At 34.5% G+C, this 17,452-nt stretch carries 22 protein-coding genes; 6 read left to right on the forward strand and 16 right to left on the reverse strand.

Features of this window, described 5'->3' with window-relative positions; genetic code table 11:
- Positions 1 to 15: 15 nt before the first annotated feature.
- The 6 genes from ACFO5O_RS00670 to ACFO5O_RS00695 all read right to left on the reverse strand — a co-directional run bounded on the left by ACFO5O_RS00670 (position 16) and on the right by ACFO5O_RS00695 (position 4,029).
- Positions 16 to 789 carry an MBL fold metallo-hydrolase gene (locus ACFO5O_RS00670; protein ID WP_387959941.1) on the reverse strand — a complete coding sequence of 258 codons (774 nt, stop codon included), beginning with the start codon at positions 787 to 789 and terminating at the stop codon, positions 16 to 18.
- Between the two features lie 161 nt (positions 790 to 950).
- On the reverse strand, positions 951 to 1,643 hold the full coding sequence (locus ACFO5O_RS00675) for an aspartate/glutamate racemase family protein (protein ID WP_387959943.1): 693 nt from the start codon (positions 1,641 to 1,643) through the stop codon (positions 951 to 953).
- A gap of 62 nt (positions 1,644 to 1,705) precedes the next feature.
- Positions 1,706 to 2,011 carry a DUF1330 domain-containing protein gene (locus ACFO5O_RS00680; RefSeq protein ID WP_387959945.1) on the reverse strand — a complete coding sequence of 102 codons (306 nt, stop codon included), beginning with the start codon at positions 2,009 to 2,011 and terminating at the stop codon, positions 1,706 to 1,708.
- A 176-nt stretch (positions 2,012 to 2,187) separates the two neighbouring features.
- Positions 2,188 to 2,772 (reverse strand): Crp/Fnr family transcriptional regulator, encoded by a 585-nt coding sequence (locus ACFO5O_RS00685; protein ID WP_387959947.1) that lies wholly within the window; start codon positions 2,770 to 2,772, stop codon positions 2,188 to 2,190.
- A 227-nt stretch (positions 2,773 to 2,999) separates the two neighbouring features.
- Positions 3,000 to 3,389, reverse strand: coding sequence for a DoxX family protein (locus ACFO5O_RS00690; RefSeq protein WP_387959949.1), 390 nt, complete (start codon positions 3,387 to 3,389; stop codon positions 3,000 to 3,002).
- Positions 3,373 to 4,029 carry a hypothetical protein gene (locus tag ACFO5O_RS00695; protein ID WP_387959951.1) on the reverse strand — a complete coding sequence of 219 codons (657 nt, stop codon included), beginning with the start codon at positions 4,027 to 4,029 and terminating at the stop codon, positions 3,373 to 3,375. Before ACFO5O_RS00695 ends, ACFO5O_RS00690 begins: the two co-directional genes overlap by 17 nt.
- A 284-nt stretch (positions 4,030 to 4,313) precedes the next feature.
- On the opposite strand from ACFO5O_RS00695, the gene ACFO5O_RS00700 reads away from it, so the two are divergent.
- The gene (locus ACFO5O_RS00700) at positions 4,314 to 6,056 is read left to right on the forward strand and encodes a tetratricopeptide repeat protein (RefSeq protein ID WP_387959953.1); all 1,743 of its coding nucleotides are present in this window, start codon (positions 4,314 to 4,316) and stop codon (positions 6,054 to 6,056) included.
- A 1-nt stretch (position 6,057) separates the two neighbouring features.
- On the opposite strand, the gene ACFO5O_RS00705 is transcribed toward ACFO5O_RS00700, so the two are convergent.
- Positions 6,058 to 6,453, reverse strand: coding sequence for a hypothetical protein (locus ACFO5O_RS00705; RefSeq protein WP_387959955.1), 396 nt, complete (start codon positions 6,451 to 6,453; stop codon positions 6,058 to 6,060).
- 114 nt (positions 6,454 to 6,567) lie between these two features.
- Between ACFO5O_RS00705 and ACFO5O_RS00710 the strand changes: the two genes are divergently transcribed.
- Positions 6,568 to 7,011, forward strand: coding sequence for an Lrp/AsnC family transcriptional regulator (locus ACFO5O_RS00710; RefSeq protein WP_144727158.1), 444 nt, complete (start codon positions 6,568 to 6,570; stop codon positions 7,009 to 7,011).
- On the opposite strand, the gene ACFO5O_RS00715 is transcribed toward ACFO5O_RS00710, so the two are convergent.
- The 5 genes from ACFO5O_RS00715 to ACFO5O_RS00735 form a co-directional block, all read right to left on the reverse strand.
- On the reverse strand, positions 7,008 to 8,561 hold the full coding sequence (locus ACFO5O_RS00715; RefSeq protein WP_387959957.1) for an amidohydrolase family protein: 1,554 nt from the start codon (positions 8,559 to 8,561) through the stop codon (positions 7,008 to 7,010). The genes ACFO5O_RS00710 and ACFO5O_RS00715 overlap by 4 nt on opposite strands.
- 67 nt (positions 8,562 to 8,628) lie before the next feature.
- Positions 8,629 to 9,384, reverse strand: coding sequence for a DJ-1/PfpI family protein (locus ACFO5O_RS00720; RefSeq protein ID WP_387959959.1), 756 nt, complete (start codon positions 9,382 to 9,384; stop codon positions 8,629 to 8,631).
- Between the two features lie 60 nt (positions 9,385 to 9,444).
- Complete coding sequence (locus ACFO5O_RS00725) at positions 9,445 to 9,822, reverse strand: VOC family protein (protein ID WP_387959961.1); 378 nt, start codon at positions 9,820 to 9,822, stop codon at positions 9,445 to 9,447.
- Positions 9,819 to 10,787, reverse strand: a complete 969-nt coding sequence (locus tag ACFO5O_RS00730; protein ID WP_387959963.1) for a YpdA family putative bacillithiol disulfide reductase — start codon at positions 10,785 to 10,787, stop codon at positions 9,819 to 9,821. Before ACFO5O_RS00730 ends, ACFO5O_RS00725 begins: the two co-directional genes overlap by 4 nt.
- On the reverse strand, positions 10,777 to 12,000 hold the full coding sequence (locus ACFO5O_RS00735) for an MFS transporter (RefSeq protein WP_387959965.1): 1,224 nt from the start codon (positions 11,998 to 12,000) through the stop codon (positions 10,777 to 10,779). The genes ACFO5O_RS00730 and ACFO5O_RS00735 overlap by 11 nt, the downstream gene beginning before the upstream one ends.
- A gap of 229 nt (positions 12,001 to 12,229) precedes the next feature.
- Between ACFO5O_RS00735 and ACFO5O_RS00740 the strand changes: the two genes are divergently transcribed.
- Positions 12,230 to 12,832, forward strand: coding sequence for a DUF1684 domain-containing protein (locus ACFO5O_RS00740; protein WP_387959967.1), 603 nt, complete (start codon positions 12,230 to 12,232; stop codon positions 12,830 to 12,832).
- Here ACFO5O_RS00740 and crcB read toward each other — a convergent pair.
- The 3 genes from crcB to ACFO5O_RS00755 form a co-directional block, all read right to left on the reverse strand.
- Positions 12,829 to 13,197 carry a fluoride efflux transporter CrcB gene (gene crcB, locus ACFO5O_RS00745; RefSeq protein ID WP_387959969.1) on the reverse strand — a complete coding sequence of 123 codons (369 nt, stop codon included), beginning with the start codon at positions 13,195 to 13,197 and terminating at the stop codon, positions 12,829 to 12,831. The genes ACFO5O_RS00740 and crcB overlap by 4 nt on opposite strands.
- Positions 13,198 to 13,207: 10 nt before the next feature.
- The gene (locus ACFO5O_RS00750) at positions 13,208 to 14,230 is read right to left on the reverse strand and encodes an SRPBCC family protein (RefSeq protein WP_387959971.1); all 1,023 of its coding nucleotides are present in this window, start codon (positions 14,228 to 14,230) and stop codon (positions 13,208 to 13,210) included.
- Between the two features lie 62 nt (positions 14,231 to 14,292).
- Positions 14,293 to 14,478, reverse strand: coding sequence for a hypothetical protein (locus ACFO5O_RS00755; RefSeq protein WP_387959973.1), 186 nt, complete (start codon positions 14,476 to 14,478; stop codon positions 14,293 to 14,295).
- Between the two features lie 74 nt (positions 14,479 to 14,552).
- Here ACFO5O_RS00755 and ACFO5O_RS00760 point away from each other — a divergent pair, with 74 nt between their 5' ends.
- Complete coding sequence (locus ACFO5O_RS00760) at positions 14,553 to 14,939, forward strand: pyrophosphohydrolase domain-containing protein (RefSeq protein ID WP_387959974.1); 387 nt, start codon at positions 14,553 to 14,555, stop codon at positions 14,937 to 14,939.
- A gap of 34 nt (positions 14,940 to 14,973) precedes the next feature.
- On the opposite strand, the gene ACFO5O_RS00765 is transcribed toward ACFO5O_RS00760, so the two are convergent.
- Positions 14,974 to 16,041 (reverse strand): branched-chain amino acid aminotransferase, encoded by a 1,068-nt coding sequence (locus ACFO5O_RS00765; RefSeq protein WP_387959976.1) that lies wholly within the window; start codon positions 16,039 to 16,041, stop codon positions 14,974 to 14,976.
- 111 nt (positions 16,042 to 16,152) lie between these two features.
- Between ACFO5O_RS00765 and ACFO5O_RS00770 the strand changes: the two genes are divergently transcribed.
- Both ACFO5O_RS00770 and mnmC2 read left to right on the forward strand, forming a co-directional pair.
- Positions 16,153 to 16,653, forward strand: a complete 501-nt coding sequence (locus ACFO5O_RS00770; protein WP_387959978.1) for a DUF4920 domain-containing protein — start codon at positions 16,153 to 16,155, stop codon at positions 16,651 to 16,653.
- A 1-nt stretch (position 16,654) separates the two neighbouring features.
- Positions 16,655 to 17,341 carry a tRNA (5-methylaminomethyl-2-thiouridine)(34)-methyltransferase MnmC2 gene (gene mnmC2 / locus ACFO5O_RS00775; RefSeq protein ID WP_387959980.1) on the forward strand — a complete coding sequence of 229 codons (687 nt, stop codon included), beginning with the start codon at positions 16,655 to 16,657 and terminating at the stop codon, positions 17,339 to 17,341.
- Positions 17,342 to 17,452 lie beyond the last annotated feature (111 nt).

Here is a 17,452-nt window from a genome sequence, read left to right on the forward strand (position 1 = left end):
ACTGTATATTATGACTCAACGAGGTAGAAGTTGCTTATAAAAATAAATTTCTTCGCCATCTTCAGGAATTAATAACTGTGTGTTTGAAATGGCATTTTTAATCGCATAATTTTTTAAATCCTTGCGACTAATAGTGGCAAGATCAAGTGCTTCCATATGTGTGGCTACAACTTTCGCATTGGGTGCAAAACGACAAACTTCAACAGTTTGTTTTTCATCCATTATTACAGGTAACTCACCTTGAGACCAAATAGCACCACAAGAATGCGTTATTATAATATCAGGGTTAACTTTTTTGATAATACGTTTTACTTTATCATACCAAACTGTATCTCCCATCCAATAAAGTGTTGGCTCATCTTTGTGTTGAAAAATATATCCTGAAACATTTCCCATCATGTTTAACCGACTACCATAACCATGTTGCCCTATGGTCCTTCTAATTGTAATCTCTCCTATTTGTAATTTCATTGGTATAGAATTAACATTTGTAAATCCTTTTAGGGTTAAAGCGCTTTGATCTTCGGGTTGGCAATAAATCGCAAAGTTTTTTGGTATCAATTTTTCTGCTGCTTCATCAAAATGATCTGGATGCATATGAGAAACCAGCACGAAATCGGTTCCTTTTAATACATCTTTCGCGTTTATTGGTAAATTTACAGTTGGATTTTTTGAAATTCCAGCAAATGATGGTTGAGAATGTTTTTTTCCTAAATATGGGTCAATTAAAAACACTTTGCCTGCATAGTTAAGTTTAATTGTTGCGTTTCTAATTAATTGAATTTTCATCTTTAAAGAGTTCTAGTGATACATTTTATAACTAATTTCTTTTATAGTGAGAAGTATAGAATTAACAATTGTGAATCTAAGGTGAAATATATATGTTTTTGAAATATTTAAAGGTTAATTAATGTCATGGCATCTATTTAACACTCCAATAAAACTTAATTTTAGAGGCTATATTTTGTAATGCTATCAATATGAATTTTAGTTGAATCAAATAATGTAATATTACTGAAATCATCTTGTTTTAGTAAAAGCGATAATTCAGTGCCACCTAAAATTAATCCTTCAATTTTGTGGGAAATAATCAACTTATTAATTAATTGAATTATGATTTGCTTCGTCTCTGAGTTCAGATTGTTTTTCACTATTTCATTAAGATATAATTGGTCAATAAGGGTTCTGTCGATTGCGTCAGGGATTACTATGTTTAAATTATATTTTTTTTCTAACTTCTGATAAATGCCACTTTCCATGGTTGAACGGGTACCAATCAAACCTATATTTTTAAATCCTTTGCTAGAAATGTATTTGCACGTTTCGTCAACAATATTAATTAAATGTGTTCTGTCTAATTTAGAAAGACGTTCAAAAACAATATGAGGTGTATTTGAAGCTATGGCGATTACTTGAGCTCCTCCTTTTTCTAAATTATTAATACTCTTATTTATCATTTTTGTGAGTCCATTCATGTCATTATTATTTATGAAATTAAACATTTGAGACATACATATACTTTCTATAATTAAAGTTGAATACGGATCTTTACTTAGATTATTATTTAATTTAGTTATTAGTTCTCTATAGTAAATAATTGTTGCTTCAGGTCCAATACCACCTATGATTCCAATTTTTTTCATGGTTTTAATTGTTTTTTAATTGCAAAGAATAAAGGGGTAAGCCAAAATATATTAGTTTATTTTTAAACGCTATGAAAAATAACGCCATCATATTTTCCTGCTATGTTCCGTAATGCTTTTAGGTCTGCATACTCTGATGAATCATACCATTGATTGGCTAATTCATAGCTTGGAAATTCAATCATAACTATGTATTGAGGATTCCAATTTCCTTCAACCTTTCTTATACTACCTCCAATTGACAAATATTTACCTCCAAATTTCTCGACAGATTGAACTACTTTACTTTTATATTCTTCAAGTTTTTCTGGGTCATTAATTTCGATATTGTTAAAAAGACAATATCCTAATTTACTATTAGTTTTCATATTATTGAATTATTTTAATTTTATACAAAATTCAATAATAACCGGTTAATAAATATTAATCTAGATTAAGAAAAATGAAGGGTCTATTTTGTGAAATTTGAGTAAAAACAAAAGCACTCTTGTTTTTCATTAGAATGTAATATCATAGATGGCATTTAAAAAGGATATAATCTAATTTAGCTATCATAAAGCTTTTTTCTTACTGAACTCAAGAATTCTGGGGTAACACCTAAATACGAGGCAATCATATATTGAGGAAAGCGCTGTTCTAAATGTCTATATTTTGATCTGAATTCAAGATAACGTTCTTCAGCAGTTTGGCTCATTCTAAATATGGTTCGCTCTTGCAGAGCTATATATCCTTTTTGAATTTTAAGTCTGAAATATCGATCCATTAACGGAATTGAAATAAACAGTTTTTCTAGATCATCTCTGGATATCTGCATAATCACAGTTTTTTCAACGGCTTGAACATAGAATTTTGCTGGAGTTTGAGTGAAAAAGCTATAAAAATCATTTATCCACCAGCCTTCAATTCCGAGTTGTAATATATGCTCCTTACCTTGGCTATCTAGGTAGTAATTTCTTAAACTACCTTGAGCAATAAATCTCATATGTTTTGAAATGTCACCTCTTTGAATTAAGAATTCTTTTTTCTGAAGTTTTTTCAACCTAAAATGTTCAATAATAGCTTTTTCATCATTACTATTAATAGGAACTATTTCTCGAATATTCTCAATGAGTTTTGCTGCGAAGTCCATTGCATTAATTTTGAGTATAATGTAGAACACAAGTATTCTATCAAAGATAATTAATTCAATGAATAGCCAATTAGATTAAATTCATTTTTATAAGAATTAAATGTACTATTAACTTAAACTTCTTAAATGAGTATAAGAGTTAGGCAAAAGCAGTTTTAGATATGCCAATCGATTTTTAATTCTAAATAGGTTTGCATTTGTTCATATGTTATCTATTGAGAGTACTACTAATTTTGTGAAATTCCGAATTTTCCTGATCCTGTAATCATCAATCCTATGGAAATCCCTATAAAAATAGCTAACTCTTGGATCGCCATACCACCGTTGGCATTTAATTTAAAGATAAAATGTGTTTGGGTAAGGAAAAGAGCCATAATACAGTTGAACGCAAAAATTGCGGCAGCAAATCTAACTTTATATCCTAAAAGTATAAAGATAGGAGCGATAATTTCGCCTATGTAAACACCATAACCCAAAAATGCTGGGAGTCCATTGTCATGTAATAGTTGAATTATTCCATCTATACCATTAAATAGTTTGCTTATGCCGTAGATCAGCATCGGAAAGGCGATTATTATTCTAATAATTAAGAGCCCTAAATCATAGTTTGTTTTCATTTGTTTTATTATTTGAATATATTAAATTGTGCTTATAGAAAATACCGTAGTTGGCAAGGGTTTTACTAGCATTATTAAATTGATCTAAATTTGCAGCAAAACCAAATTGTAAGTTGTTCTTTATTACCCCTATTCTTAACTGTTGAATGCCTCTTACGTATTCTTTCTTTGAAGTATTACTGATTACTTGGAGTTTGAGAAGACCATACATATCCATATTAATTTTAGGTTTAAATTCAAATCCAAAATTTTGCTCAATAGTAAATCCATTTTGATAAGTAGTACCGACTGAATACATAAACATGTAATTTTTCTTTTTGTAGTTATATTGTAATGCACTTGTGACAAAAGACCCTGGATTTTTTATTCCAAATGCTCCTACTACTTTGATATTTTTAAAAAATTCGTAGCTAATGGAATTTCTGATAAAGTATAAGTTATTATCGTCATTATTATATTCTGTGTCGAATAATGTGATATTGTTTAATTTCAAAGATGGATTTACCGAAAACTCAATTTTATGTTGATAACTAAAAGATCGATGTCCCGATAAAATTTCGGGATGGTAACTTAATTCTTGTGACCATATATATGGCAGTAGAATTACATTATAAAATAGAATTATACCTAATGCTTTCATGTCCAGGTCGTTTATAAATTTTTTTGTAAAATTATATTGGCTATATGGATTAAAAATTAAGATAGATTAAGAAAGCCGTGCAAGAATGTTGGTTCAAGCTGTAGCAAAAATCTTGGATTTATATGGACGCAAAAAGAGTCGTTAAGTGAAGTGTTTAAGGGCGTCCTATTTTCATAACTCTGCCAAATTGAAAATGTTCCTTGCGATATAGTCTTTTAATTAATAATCAAAGAAATACGCCTTGATCAAAGTATTTTAGTAAATTTAAGGAGCTTAACAACCAAATGAATCTAAAAAACTATTTCAAAGAACTCAAGCGCCGTAATGTCATAAAAGCTGCATTAGCCTATTTAATTGTGGCATGGTTAGTTATCCAAGTGTTATCGATAATTCTGCCGGCATTTGAAGCACCTCCCTATCTTCTAAAATCGGCACTGATCATTTTATTTATTGGCTTTCCAATTTGGATTGTGTTTTCATGGATTTATGAATTCACACCAGAAGGTTTAAAAAAAACCATTGATGTTGAACCAGAAACATCAATGATGTCTAAAACAGGATCACGAATAAATAAAGTTATAATTTTTGCCTTGAGTTTAGCCGTTGTCATTCTTGTAGTTGAACGTTTAGTCAATAAACCGGTTAAGGTTTTGGAATATGGAGAAAAAGGTATTGCAGTGTTGGCTTTTGCAGACATGAGTCCGAATAAAGATCACGAATATTTTTCTGATGGAATTAGTGAAGAATTATTAAATATCTTAGTTCGAATACCAAAACTTAAAGTGATAAGTCGCACATCTTCATTCTCCTACAAAGGCAAAAGTAAAACGGCTATAGAAATAGGAGAAGAGTTAAATGTTTCTCATATTTTAGAAGGAAGTATCCGAAAATCTGGAAATACAATACGCATCACGGCCCAATTAATTAATACCGCTGATGGTTCGCATGAATGGTCTGAAACTTATGATCGTAATTTAGACAGTGTATTTAAAATTCAAGATGAAATTGCAAGTGCAGTTAGTCGTCAGCTAGAGCTTACCCTTATGGGAGCCTTAGGTTCTAATAATCCTCCCGCGACAGAAGCTTACAATTTATACTTACAGTCTAAACATTTAATACGCCTTAATACCAAAGAAAGTTTTCTTAAGGCTGAAAATCTTATTAAACAATCAATTAGTATAGACTCAAGCTATGCAAAATCATGGGATTTATTGGCCTACATATACGGTACCGGATCCTATAATTACAATATTTGGAATGCAAATGAAGGCAACGCAAAAGCATTAATAGCTGTGAAGAAAGCGATTCAATTAGACTCAAATTATGCAGAGGCTTATGTTACACTTGCAAGTTTACAGAATCGAATGTGGGAATTTGATGATTCTATCAAGAATTTAAATAAGGCACTCGAACTTGAGCCTAACAACTCGGTCATCATTGGTACTGCCGCACTGATGACCTTTGGGGATCTTGAAAAATCAGTAAGCTTACTTAAAACAGCAATTGCAGCAGATCCTTTATTGTATACCAATTATTTCAATCTGGGATTTGCTTATTATAGGTTAAATCGTTTAGAAGAAGCTATGGAAGCTTTTAATACCTTTTCAACTTATTATCCAAACACTCAAATTTTACATTATATGAAGGCTCAAGTGGCACTTGGGCAAGGAAATACAGCTAAAGCTTTAACTGAAATAGAGCAAGAAACCCATGAGTTTTTTAATTTATATGGTAAAAATTTTGTGCTTTATGCTTTAGGTGGCATTGAAAAAAGTGAAGATGTCTTTAGACAGTTTATAGAGCGCTATAGCGAATCAAACCCGGCAAATATGGCCGATATATACGCCTATCGCGGTAATTTTAATACAGCATTTGAATACTTGGAAAAAGCATTTTATATTAAAGATCAAGATTTAACTGAAGTTTTGTCTTATCCATCGTTTAAACCCATGTATAGTGATCCACGATGGGCTACTTTTATCAATAAATTGGGTTTACCAAAAGATCATGGATATCATTTAAATTGATCTATAAAGTCAAACTCCAAGCGTGTTGCAAACGTTTAAATTTTTTAAGTTCACGTCTTAAAATAGGTAAGTAATCTTTACCGTTACTATTGCTTTTCTCTAGCCTGTATGAATTTTTATAAAGCAAATTGGTAAGTCGTTGTAAGGTCGCTATATGCGTATGTTTTTTATCTGAATGACGTTCGAGTTCAGCATTTACAATTTCTGGTACCAAGGATACCGATTGTTGCACAATATCTCCTGAAAAATAAATATCATTGTCTTCAGATCCATCAGGTTTTAATATAGCGAGGTCATCATTTAAGTAGGTAGATATGCTTCTGGAAAGCACAAAAATATCTAGTGCCTTTCGATAGATAGGCAAATCAGATAGGTGTGTAGGGATATTGGGTAACATACTTCTAGCAATTTTATCAAAATTAGCGACAAAAAAGGAAAACCTACTTTTATTATTAAAGCAAAATTGTATATTTACTTTAATTATTTAAATTTTATAGTTAAAATTCTTTATATGCATTTAGATGAACTTAATTGGAAGATTTTGAAGTGCTTACAAGAGAATGCACGACAAAATAATTCTGAAATTGGAAGGCAGGTTGGTATAACCTCGCCAGCCGTTTCCGAGCGCATTAAAAAAATGGAAGATGCCGGTGTTATTCAAAGTTATGACACTTATATTTCACCTTATGAAATAGGTTATCAATTAAAAGCTATTATTACTTTGAGAGCGTTTATGGGAATGCTGAAACCGTTCATGGAAAAAGTTAAAACCTATGATGAGGTGTTAAACTGTTACCGCATTACTGGAAACGAAAACTTTGTAATGGAAGTGGTTTTGAAAAACCAAAAACATTTAGAAGCATTTATTGATCAGCTTATTGTTTATGGAGAAACCAAAACGCAAATTGTACTGTCTAAGGTTGTTCAAAATAAGCCGATTAAACCAGTACGCTAATTTTTAACTCCAGGCTGTTTTAATTTCCAATTCGTCTTTGCTTTTTCATTGTCGACCATACTTTTAACTTCAGCCAATAATCGTTTGGCATCGTAAATAATACCATCCTTGATGGTGTATTTCACACCACCAACCCGAACAACTTCATTGTTTTCAGTAAGCTTGATAGCACCTGTACCGTAAAGCACTTTTAAATTCACTAAGGGGTTTTCTTCGACTATGACAAAATCGGCCAATTTACCAATTTGAACAGAACCAATTTTGTTATCCCAGCCCAATGCTTCAGCACCGTTTAAGGTCGCCGAGCGTATAACTTCCAAAGGGTGGAACCCAGCTTCTCTAAGTAACTCTAGCTCCCTTACATATGCAAAACCATAAAGTTGGTAAATAAATCCAGAATCAGAACCTGTGGTTACACGACCGCCACGGTTTTTGTATTCGTTTACAAAAGTCATCCAAAGTTTAAAATTGTGTTTCCATTCAATTTCCTGTTCGGTTCCCCAATAGTGCCAATAGCTGCCATGACTTATTTTGCTAGGTTCATAAAATTTCCATAAGGATGGAAGTGTGTAATCTTCATGCCATTCGGCACGTCGGGCACGCATCAAGTCTCTGCTGGCTTCATAAATATTGAATGTTGGGTCCAAAGTAAAGTCAAGGTCAAGTAGTTCGTTCATGACCTTATTCCAATGTTCTGAATAGGGTGGCGCAGCTTGTTTCCAAAGCTTACCCGCTTCTTCAAAACGATCCTGCTCATTTTGATAATTATAATCCAATGGATAATCCTGAACCGTTCTATCAGTAAACAAAGCTTCAGGTAGTCCATACCAATGCTCCATGGACGTTAATCCTGCACGAGCAGAATGAAGGACATTCCAACGCGCAACGCTCAATTGGGCATGGTGGCAAGCAGAACCTAAGCCCAGTTTTTTGTTTTCATCCAAAGCGGCTGCCATAATTTCGGGTTCAGCTCCAAAAAGCTTAATGCCATCAGCTCCTTTTTTTGCATTGTTTCTCACCCATTCCCTAGCCATTTCAGGACTGCTGATTGGTTTGTCACTCCCAGACCCAAAACCAGTATATTCAAAAATTCGTGGAGCGACAATTTGATTTGCGGCACTTTGACGTTTCAGCTCTAAAGCGTTACGTCCGCTAGGTTGTCTTACCGTTGTGACGCCATGCGCCATCCAAAGTTTAAATACATAATCTGGGTCGGCGCCTTGAGCTTCACCACCAATGTGGCCATGCATGTCGATAAAACCAGGAAGCAGGTACATGCCATTGGCATTTAATTCATGTCCTCCAGCTTTTAATTTTGGACGATCTTCATCTTTTATGGGGACACCATCATAGCCCACAACATTTATGGATACAATTTTGTTATTTTCTACTACAATATCAATTGGACCTCTTGGCGGGGAACCATCACCATTAATTAAGGTGACACCACGAATAATAAGTTGCGAATAGGGTCCGTCGCCTTTATAAGTGTCTTGACTAAAGCCGTTTAAAGCTAAAATGAATGTGAAGAGAAGGGTTAGTTGTTTCATAAAAATTTATAAGGTATAATGGGATTGAAGAATTATAATTTATGGAATTAAAAATAATGAATATTTGTTACTTAATTAGCAAATGTGGAACCTTTTCCAAATCCCAATCTATCACCAAACCAGCGGCCAAACTTTGGGCAATTGATTTGCCATAGAGATATTCACATAGGTACAGCGCAGCTTCAAAGCTTTTTGCACCTCCTGCCGAAGTAATGTATTTTCCGTCGTGGACAAAAAGCACGTCTTTTCGGATATCTAAAGTTGGAAACATTTCTTTCATTTGATTAATATCGCTTGGAAACGTTGTAGATACAGACTGTTCCAATAATCCCGCTTTTGCCAAAACAAAGGCACCATCACAATGAGAGGTCACAAATAGTGCATTTTTGTCTATTTCCTTTACAAAATTGAGCATTATTTCATCTTCTAAATCACTGTCCAAATGATGCTCGGCACTTGGCACAACAAGAATATCGATTTTTGGAAGGGAATCCGTTACATAATTGAAATCGGGTAGAATTCTCATACCTTCAAAAGTTGTAATCGGGTCATCTGTGTTTGCCACAGTAAACACATTCATAGCTTTTATGCCTTCCCTATAAATGGTGTGCTGAAATATGTCATAAGGTGCTGTAAGTTCGGTATTGTAGGTACCCTCCATAATCAGGAACGCAACATTGTAGCGATTGGGTTCGAGTTTTGGAAACTTCTTATTGTCTTGCTGAACTTGTTTCAGTACCTCATCATGCGAGGCATTGTTTTTGTTCGAATTTTTGCAACTTGTTAAAAGTATAAAGGTTAGCGTATAAAGGATATATTTCATTTGTTTTTTAAGTTTTGACTTTAAACGGCCTCCAAGGTCTATGTTCTTGACTTTAAGTTCTTATCCAATTCTCCATGGTGGATTTTTTCTATTTGTACCCGCATGAAACAAAATAATGTGATTGCCATCAGGATCATTAAGATGGGCTTCACGCCACAACCAAGATTTATCTTCTGGTTCACTTTTAAATATAATACCTTTAGCTTTAAGATGGTCGACCAAAGTGTCTAAATTATCATCTTCAAAATAAATGGAAACTCCACTGTCTTTTGGCAAAGTGTCCACTTTGTGTATAGAGAATGTGCTTTCACCATCAGGGCATTCAAATCGTACATATCTCGGAAGCGCATCCACTATTAATTTTAAGCCTAAAAGTTTATAAAATGCAGTTGCTTTTTCAACATCAAGTGAGGGTACGGTAATTTGATTTAAATTCATGATGACTTGGTTTCAATATGAGACACAATTAGTTTTGCATGGACTCTGGAATTTTCAATAAACCATTTGTGGGTTTCTTTTCCGCCACAGATAACACCAGCTAAATACAAACCTTTAATGTTGGATTCCATAGTTTCAGGATTATAAGTCGGTTTTTTCACATTACTATTTGATAAGCTAATACCGCTCTGTTCTAAAAACTCAAAATTTGGAAGATAACCTGTTAAAGCTACAACATAATCATTAGGTATAGTAATGGGAGCTTTTGGTGTTTGTATCGTTACTGTATATGGGTCAATCTTAAGAATTTCTGAATTGAAAAAAGCTTTAATACTTCCTTCTTCAATACGATTTAAAATATCAGGCCGAACCCAGTACTTCACGCGCTCACCAATGGTTTCACCGCGAACCACCATAGTAACGTTTCCACCTTTCCGCCATATTTCCAAGGCTGCATCTACTGCCGAATTGCTAGCACCAACTACAACCACATTCTGCATAGCATAGGGGTGTGCCTCTTTATAATAATGGGTGACTTTAGGAAGTGTTTCACCCGGTACATTCAGAAGTTTTGGAATATCATAAAATCCTGTGCAAATGATTACGTTTTTAGATTGATAATTATCCTTATTGGTGCTAACATTGAATTCATCGTTCGATTTAGAAATTTGTTTAACTGTTTCGTACAAGTTAATATGAAGCTGATTTGAAGTCGCTACGCGTCGGTAATACTCCAAAGCTTCATCTCTATTTGGTTTTGGATTATTGCTGATAAAAGGAATTTCGTCAATCTCCAATTTCTCTGAAGTTGAGAAAAAGGTCATATTCTTTGGATAGTTATACAAGGAATTGGTTAATGCTCCTTTTTCGACAACCACATAATCCCAATTACGCTTTTTACATTCGAGAGCACAAGCAATCCCAATTGGGCCACCTCCAATAATTACTATGTCTTTATGATGCATTCGCATTTAGGTTTTTAAGTACTTTTAGTTTTCGGTTTAAACCCAATAAAATAATGGCGCAAATTGCTGCAATTGCCGATATAATATACCATGTATTTTCGAATCCCAGTTGATTAGACATCTGTAAACCCATATTATGTCCAAAAATATGAGCTATGGAAAACGAGATCGAGTATAAAGCCATATATTCACCTTGGTTGCCTTTTCTGGCGCGCTCCACAGCAAAGGCATTAGAAAATGGAAAGGCAATCATCTCACCAATGGTCATAAGCAGCATTCCTATAATTAAAACTCCAGACCAACTGGTTAGGTTAAGAACCAGTAAACTTAAACCCGTTAAAAATGCTCCAAAAAACATTAGGCCTAATTTTGTGTATCTCGTATTTTCCAACCATTTTATCAAAGGCATTTCAAAGATAAAAATTAGAAATCCATTTAAACCCAATAACAGTCCAATTTGTAATTCAGTTAAGGTATGCACATCTTTATAGTAGATGGTTATGGTTGAAAAGTACTGTAAAAATACAATTCCAAAGAGCATCATAGCAACCAAAAATATGAGAAATGACATATCGGAATAGGCTGAAACCGGATGCTCGTTTTTTACCACATCTAATTCTTTTGCTTTTTTTGGATGCAATACATTTAAAAGTACAATACTAGCCAGAATACAAGTAATCCCATCTACCCAAAACAAACCACCATAACCCAATCCAACGATAATAATACCCCCAATTGCTGGTCCTGCCGAAAACCCGAGGTTAATTGCTAATCGTATAAGGGTAAGCGAACGTACTTTGTTTTCAGGTTTGCTGTAAGCATTCAAGGCCACAAACATGGCTGGTCTAAAACTATCGGCTACAAGCATTACAAAAAATATACCCGCACATATAGATTCAAACGTATTCAAAAATTGTAGGCCAATAAATAAGGCCCCTGTAAGCAAAAGGCTGTATACCATGACTTTATAATAGCCAATTTTGTCGGTGAGTCTCCCACCTAGCCATGAACCTGCAACAGAACCCAAACCGAAGGCGCTCATAATCCAACCTACATCGCTCATACTAAAGTTTAAGCTTTCTTTTAGATACAGTGATAAGAATGGAATCACCATGGTTCCCGCTCTATTAATTAATGTGATTAGTGCTAACCACCAAACTTCTTTAGAGAGGCCTCTAAACGTATTAATGTAAATGTTAAACAGTCTTTTCATAACATTTGATTAGTATAAAAATAAAAAGCCCAACTTTACAGTTGAGCTTTTTAGTATTGTATTATTAAATTATAATATCGTCATAACACATCATAAGCCCAACATCTCAACATTGAGATATAAGTTTGCTTTAAAATGGTGACGTTATTACGCATGTTTATATTTTTGTGAACTCAAAACTAGTTAAAAAAATCTAATATTGTACTTTTGAATTTGAAATTTTTTAAAAATGAAACATCTAATATTTCTTATTGGTTTTGTAGGGGCATTAAGTTGTGCCCAAGGCAAACAGCCCATTAGTGGTGAAACGGACTATCAAAAAGAGATGAATGCCAAATTTAAAGATGCTTCAACATCTCCCTTAAAGGATAAGGATAGAAAGAACTTTAAAGGCTTGAATTTTTTTAAATTCGATTCTAGCTATGTTGTTCAGGCGACCTTAAAACGAACGCCAAACGAGCAACCTTTCAAGATGAAAACTACTACCGACAGAACGCCAGAATATGTAAAATATGGCGAAGTTAGTTTTGAGTTAAAGGGTGAACTTTATCAACTCAACATTTACCAAAATTTAGAATTGTTGGACGTAGAAGGTTACGAAGATTATTTGTTTTTACCGTTTTTAGATGATACCAATGGTGACGAAACTTATGGTGGAGGGCGTTATGTAGAAGGTCGCATACCTGATGGTGATACCATAACAATTGATTTTAACACAGCATATAATCCTTACTGCGCTTATAACGAAAAATATTCTTGCCCAATCGTACCACGAGAAAATTATTTGGCACTAAAAGTAGAAGCTGGTGTAAAAGCTTTTGAAAAGCATTAGGCTTTAACCAAAAATAGTCCTAAAAAGACGGCAAGAAACCCAACAACAAAACTACCAATAGTATAAAGGGCAAAACTTGTAAAATCGCCTGATTTTAAAAACATATGATTTTCATAAGCAAAAGTTGAAAAGGTAGTGAATCCACCACAAAACCCTGTTGCTAAAAGTAAGGTTTGACTTTGCGAAAGCGTGTTGTTTTTAGCCGCTAAACCTAGAATAATTCCTATGAGCAAACTTCCTAAAATATTAGCAGCAAAAGTTCCGTAAGGCATTCCTGCCTCTGGATTGTTTAAATATTTACCAATAATGTAGCGTAATACACTGCCAAAACCACCACCTACAAAAACGAGTAAAAGATTTTTCATGTGGTAATTTTTAATCTTTTATGGCAATATAGATTTCAGTTAACCAATCGGCAGGATTTGGATAATTCTCAGGATCTGTTACGTAAACCTCTAACATGGGTCCAGCTTCTGCGAACTCTAGTCCTTGCTCGGGAATATATGCCATGGTCTGACTCCACGCTTCCCTTAAATTGGTGTAGTTGCCCTTAAGCGTTGTTTTTACTGCTCTAAAAGGTTCAAATTGGCCTGTAAGTATATCACTTTCGGTAGTGATAACCCTTGAAGTTGTGGGGATACAACTTGAAAAAATCACCGCATTATTTTTTTCGTCCCATTTATGATAGCTAATAAAAGATGGCCCTGCCATGGTAATATTATTTGCTAGGGCATAAGCATTAACTTTAGACAGAGCTGCTGTCATGGTAGTTTCAAGGTCATCCATTCTGCACGAAGTGGTAGTGTAAATGTAAAAGCCACCGCCGTGCTCGGTAATTCCATTAACTTTAATCGAATAGACTTTGATGTTGGAAATAACTAAACTATCTAATTTTTCGAGACCACGTTCAAAATCAGGCCCCATCATGGCATCAAATCCGCCTGAAAATGCCGAATAGGCTTTGAACATGAAGGGTAAATCCTTTCCTGTAATTTTCCAGGATACCTTGGTTTTGCCTTCTTCTGTCGCTTCAAGATTCCAAGAAATAGTTGAAGGTGCAAAATCATCAAACTGCATTTCTTGTTCAATAGAATTGTTTGGATTTGCATTAATGGTCGTCATGGTTCCAACGCCATCATCATCTTCCCATGCGTATGAGCCTCCTTCACCTTTAGTCTGCTCTGAATAGGTGACTTTTGTGTTTGGGTTTTTTTCAATCCAGGGAGACCAAGCTTCCCAATTTTTAAAATCGATGAGTTGGTTGTAAATTACAGCTTCAGGTGCTTCAATAGTACGTTCTCTAGTAACTTCAAAGGAATTTGGCTGAACTGCCACATAAATGGACAACCCAATTATTAAAATAAGTAAGAGAAATAAAAGGAATTTAAAGGCTTTCATCTTGGATAGTTGGAAATTTATCAAAGATAATCAAAAATATGATGAATAGCCTTTAGGTTTTACTAAACAAAAATCCACTTAATAGCCACAATCATCAGTAAAAAAGCAATAAAAGCAATAAGTACCCAGACACTACCTTTATAGTGCTTTTGGTGAAGTTTAAAATCTTTTCTGTAGGTATAAATCATCACCACAATAAAGGCAATTGCAAATAAAATTCCGAAAATCCATTGACCCTTTGTAAACATAAAGCTATTTTTGCCAAAAATACGAAAACAAAATAATTTTGTTTTTATAATTTTGGAAATGAAAAGCAATACTAATGAAAGATAAAATAGAGGCTGTTAAAGCGTTTCACACGGCATTTAAAATTGGCCATAGAGATACCCCTAAAGCCGATTTGGGCTTTGAAAAAAATGAGCTGCGTTTTAATTTAATGCGCGAAGAGAATGAAGAGTATTTAGAAGCTGCTAATAACAACGATCTAGTTGAAGTTGCCGATGCTTTAGGCGATATGCTTTATATTCTCTGCGGAACAATTATAGAACATGGACTACAATATAAAATTGAAGAGGTGTTTGAAGAGATACAACGAAGCAACATGAGTAAGCTTGGTGATGATGGAGAGCCCATTTACAGAGAAGATGGGAAAGTCTTGAAAGGCCCCAATTATTTTAAACCAAATATTAAAACCATTTTATATAAATAAAAAAAAGCAGCCATTTGGCTGCTTTTTTTATGTATTAAAGTTTGATTCTCCATCCAAATGGGTCTTCAGACCTGTTGTATTGTATATCCGTAATACGTTTCTTCAAAGAAGAAGCATAATCATTATCAAGTTCGGGCAAGGTGTAGTCGGTTCCCTGATATCCAAACACAGAAATTGGTGAAATTACGGCCGCAGTTCCAGCGCCAAACATTTCTTTTAAAGAACCATTTTTTGCTGCATTTACAACTTCAGTGACTGAAATAGGTCGTACTTCGACGTTAATGCCTTCTTGTTTTGCTATTTCAATGATACTTTTACGGGTAATTCCATCCAAAATTCGGTCATTAGTAGGCGCTGTTAATAAGCTATCATTAATTCTTACAAAAATATTCATGGCACCAGCTTCTTCAATATATTCATGTTTATTGTCGTCTGTCCAAATAACTTGATTATAGCCTTTTGCAACCGCTAATTGCGTTGGATAGAATTGTCCAGCATAGTTTCCACCAGCTTTAGCATATCCAACACCACCATTGGCAGAACGTGAATATTTTTCTTCAATCAATACCTTCACTTTTCCAGCGAAATATGATCCCGAAGGCGCAGTAGCTATGATAAATTTATACGCATCGGCAGGAGAGGCATGAAACCCTTTGCCACTTGCAAACACAAATGGTCTTATATAAAGTGAACTCCCTTGAGTTGTTGGGATCCAATTTTTATCAACTTCTAAAAGTGTTTTAAGACCTTCCATGAAAAAAGCTTCAGGTAATTCAGGAATTGCCAAACGTTTGGCCGATATATTAAGGCGTTTAAAATTATCTAATGGTCTAAATAAAAACACATCACCGTTCTCATCTTTGTAAGCCTTCATGCCTTCAAAAATAGATTGGCCATAGTGAAAAATTTTAGACGATGGATCTAAACTAATAGGTTGATAGGGTATAACTTCTGGAGCTTCCCAAGTTCCGTTTTTGTAATCACACACTAACATGTGATCAGAAAAGGTACTTCCAAATGATAGGTTGTTAAAATCTACCTGACTTATTTTAGAGTTTTCAGTTTTTGTGACTTTTATGTCTTGTAATAACGATTGTGTCATAGCTTAAAAATTTCTTTGGCAAATTTACGGAATATTGAAGTATAAAAACGAATGTTTTCTGCAAATCTGTATCTTTACATTCGTAAAAAATTAATTCTTTAATTGAATACTATGAAACTTATTTTTAGACTTTTAATAGTGGCTTTAGTCGTTATATCCTGTAAAAATGAAGCTAAAAAAAATACTGAAGCATCGGCCGAAGATGAAATTGCCTTCACATCTGTTGGTTTAGCCATCACTGAGGACCAAGCGCTTTTAACTTCAAAAGCTGCTGAACAGTATAAGACGATGGCTTTGGGAGATACCATTCCTACTAAAATGACAGCAAAAGTTGTTGAGGTATGTCAGGCAAAAGGCTGCTGGATGACCTTAAGTCTGGAAGATGGTAACGAAGTTATGGTGAAATTTAAGGATTATGGCTTTTTTATGCCAAAAGACATCGCGGGTAAAGAAGTTATAGTGAACGGTATTGCCTTTGTAAATGAGGTGCCAGTTGATGAGCAGCAGCATTATGCTGAGGATGCAGGCAAATCCAAAGAGGACATAGCGGCCATAACAACCCCAAAAAAAACCTATTCATTTGAAGCTGATGGGGTATTGATTAAACAGTAATTTGAAACGACAAATTATAACCACGGCAGACGGTTCAAAGACCATTCACATTGAGGGATGGAACGAACACTACCATTCTGTTTATGGAGCGATTCAAGAAGCAAATCATGTATTTATCAAGCATGGTTTGCTTTTTTATTTTGAAAGCATTGCCAAAAATAGAGCTCATCCCGTTTCGATTCTTGAAATTGGCTTCGGAACAGGTTTGAATGCATTTATTACTTTTTTGGAATGTCAAAATCATTCTGCCAAAATCAATTATGTAGGTGTTGAAGCGTTCCCATTACCCTTTCATGAATTGGAACAACTCAATTATATAGAACAACTATCTGCGCAACAGTTTACCAACACCTTTAAAGCGTTTCATGAATGCCCTTGGGAAATTCCTCATGTCATATCCCCAAAATTTGAACTCACAAAACAGGAAAAGGATTTTAAGGATATTGATGACCAGTCCAAATTTGAACTTATTTATTTTGATGCATTTGGTGCGCGAGTGCAACCTGAACTTTGGACCGAAGCTATTTTTCAATTGATGTTTGATGCTCTAAAAACTGATGGGGTATTAGTGACCTATTCAGCGAAGGGAAGCGTTAGACGCGCTATGCAAGCCGTTGGTTTTACTGTTGAAAAACTTCCTGGGCCTCCAGGAAAACGTGAAATGTTGCGCGCCAGAAAAGGCGCATAACATTCGCGAGTTTTTTCGAGTCAAATGTTGCGCGCCAGAAAAGGCGCATAACATTCGCGAGTTTTTTCGAGTCAAATGTTGCGCGCCAGAAAAGGCGCATAACATTCGCGA

Origin of the sequence: Geojedonia litorea (assembly GCF_042654525.1) — a bacterium.
GTDB classification, from domain to species: Bacteria; Bacteroidota; Bacteroidia; order Flavobacteriales; family Flavobacteriaceae; genus Geojedonia; species Geojedonia litorea.

What these genes read in the sequence shown, in the direction of transcription:
- ACFO5O_RS00710 (WP_144727158.1), top strand. Translation starts at nt 6,568, where the DNA reads ATGCATTTAGATGAACTTAATTGGAAGATTTTGAAGTGCTTACAAGAG.
- ACFO5O_RS00760 (WP_387959974.1), top strand. Translation starts at nt 14,553, where the DNA reads ATGAAAGATAAAATAGAGGCTGTTAAAGCGTTTCACACGGCATTTAAA.
- ACFO5O_RS00750 (WP_387959971.1), bottom strand. Translation starts at nt 14,230, where the DNA reads ATGAAAGCCTTTAAATTCCTTTTATTTCTCTTACTTATTTTAATAATT.
- ACFO5O_RS00755 (WP_387959973.1), bottom strand. Translation starts at nt 14,478, where the DNA reads ATGTTTACAAAGGGTCAATGGATTTTCGGAATTTTATTTGCAATTGCC.
- ACFO5O_RS00690 (WP_387959949.1), bottom strand. Translation starts at nt 3,389, where the DNA reads ATGAAAACAAACTATGATTTAGGGCTCTTAATTATTAGAATAATAATC.
- ACFO5O_RS00770 (WP_387959978.1), top strand. Translation starts at nt 16,153, where the DNA reads ATGAAACTTATTTTTAGACTTTTAATAGTGGCTTTAGTCGTTATATCC.
- ACFO5O_RS00715 (WP_387959957.1), bottom strand. Translation starts at nt 8,561, where the DNA reads ATGAAACAACTAACCCTTCTCTTCACATTCATTTTAGCTTTAAACGGC.
- ACFO5O_RS00735 (WP_387959965.1), bottom strand. Translation starts at nt 12,000, where the DNA reads ATGAAAAGACTGTTTAACATTTACATTAATACGTTTAGAGGCCTCTCT.
- crcB (WP_387959969.1), bottom strand. Translation starts at nt 13,197, where the DNA reads ATGAAAAATCTTTTACTCGTTTTTGTAGGTGGTGGTTTTGGCAGTGTA.
- ACFO5O_RS00740 (WP_387959967.1), top strand. Translation starts at nt 12,230, where the DNA reads ATGAAACATCTAATATTTCTTATTGGTTTTGTAGGGGCATTAAGTTGT.
- ACFO5O_RS00675 (WP_387959943.1), bottom strand. Translation starts at nt 1,643, where the DNA reads ATGAAAAAAATTGGAATCATAGGTGGTATTGGACCTGAAGCAACAATT.
- ACFO5O_RS00705 (WP_387959955.1), bottom strand. Translation starts at nt 6,453, where the DNA reads ATGTTACCCAATATCCCTACACACCTATCTGATTTGCCTATCTATCGA.
- ACFO5O_RS00765 (WP_387959976.1), bottom strand. Translation starts at nt 16,041, where the DNA reads ATGACACAATCGTTATTACAAGACATAAAAGTCACAAAAACTGAAAAC.
- ACFO5O_RS00685 (WP_387959947.1), bottom strand. Translation starts at nt 2,772, where the DNA reads ATGGACTTCGCAGCAAAACTCATTGAGAATATTCGAGAAATAGTTCCT.
- ACFO5O_RS00700 (WP_387959953.1), top strand. Translation starts at nt 4,314, where the DNA reads ATGAATCTAAAAAACTATTTCAAAGAACTCAAGCGCCGTAATGTCATA.
- ACFO5O_RS00695 (WP_387959951.1), bottom strand. Translation starts at nt 4,029, where the DNA reads ATGAAAGCATTAGGTATAATTCTATTTTATAATGTAATTCTACTGCCA.
- ACFO5O_RS00670 (WP_387959941.1), bottom strand. Translation starts at nt 789, where the DNA reads ATGAAAATTCAATTAATTAGAAACGCAACAATTAAACTTAACTATGCA.
- ACFO5O_RS00730 (WP_387959963.1), bottom strand. Translation starts at nt 10,787, where the DNA reads ATGCATCATAAAGACATAGTAATTATTGGAGGTGGCCCAATTGGGATT.
- ACFO5O_RS00725 (WP_387959961.1), bottom strand. Translation starts at nt 9,822, where the DNA reads ATGAATTTAAATCAAATTACCGTACCCTCACTTGATGTTGAAAAAGCA.
- ACFO5O_RS00720 (WP_387959959.1), bottom strand. Translation starts at nt 9,384, where the DNA reads ATGAAATATATCCTTTATACGCTAACCTTTATACTTTTAACAAGTTGC.
- ACFO5O_RS00680 (WP_387959945.1), bottom strand. Translation starts at nt 2,011, where the DNA reads ATGAAAACTAATAGTAAATTAGGATATTGTCTTTTTAACAATATCGAA.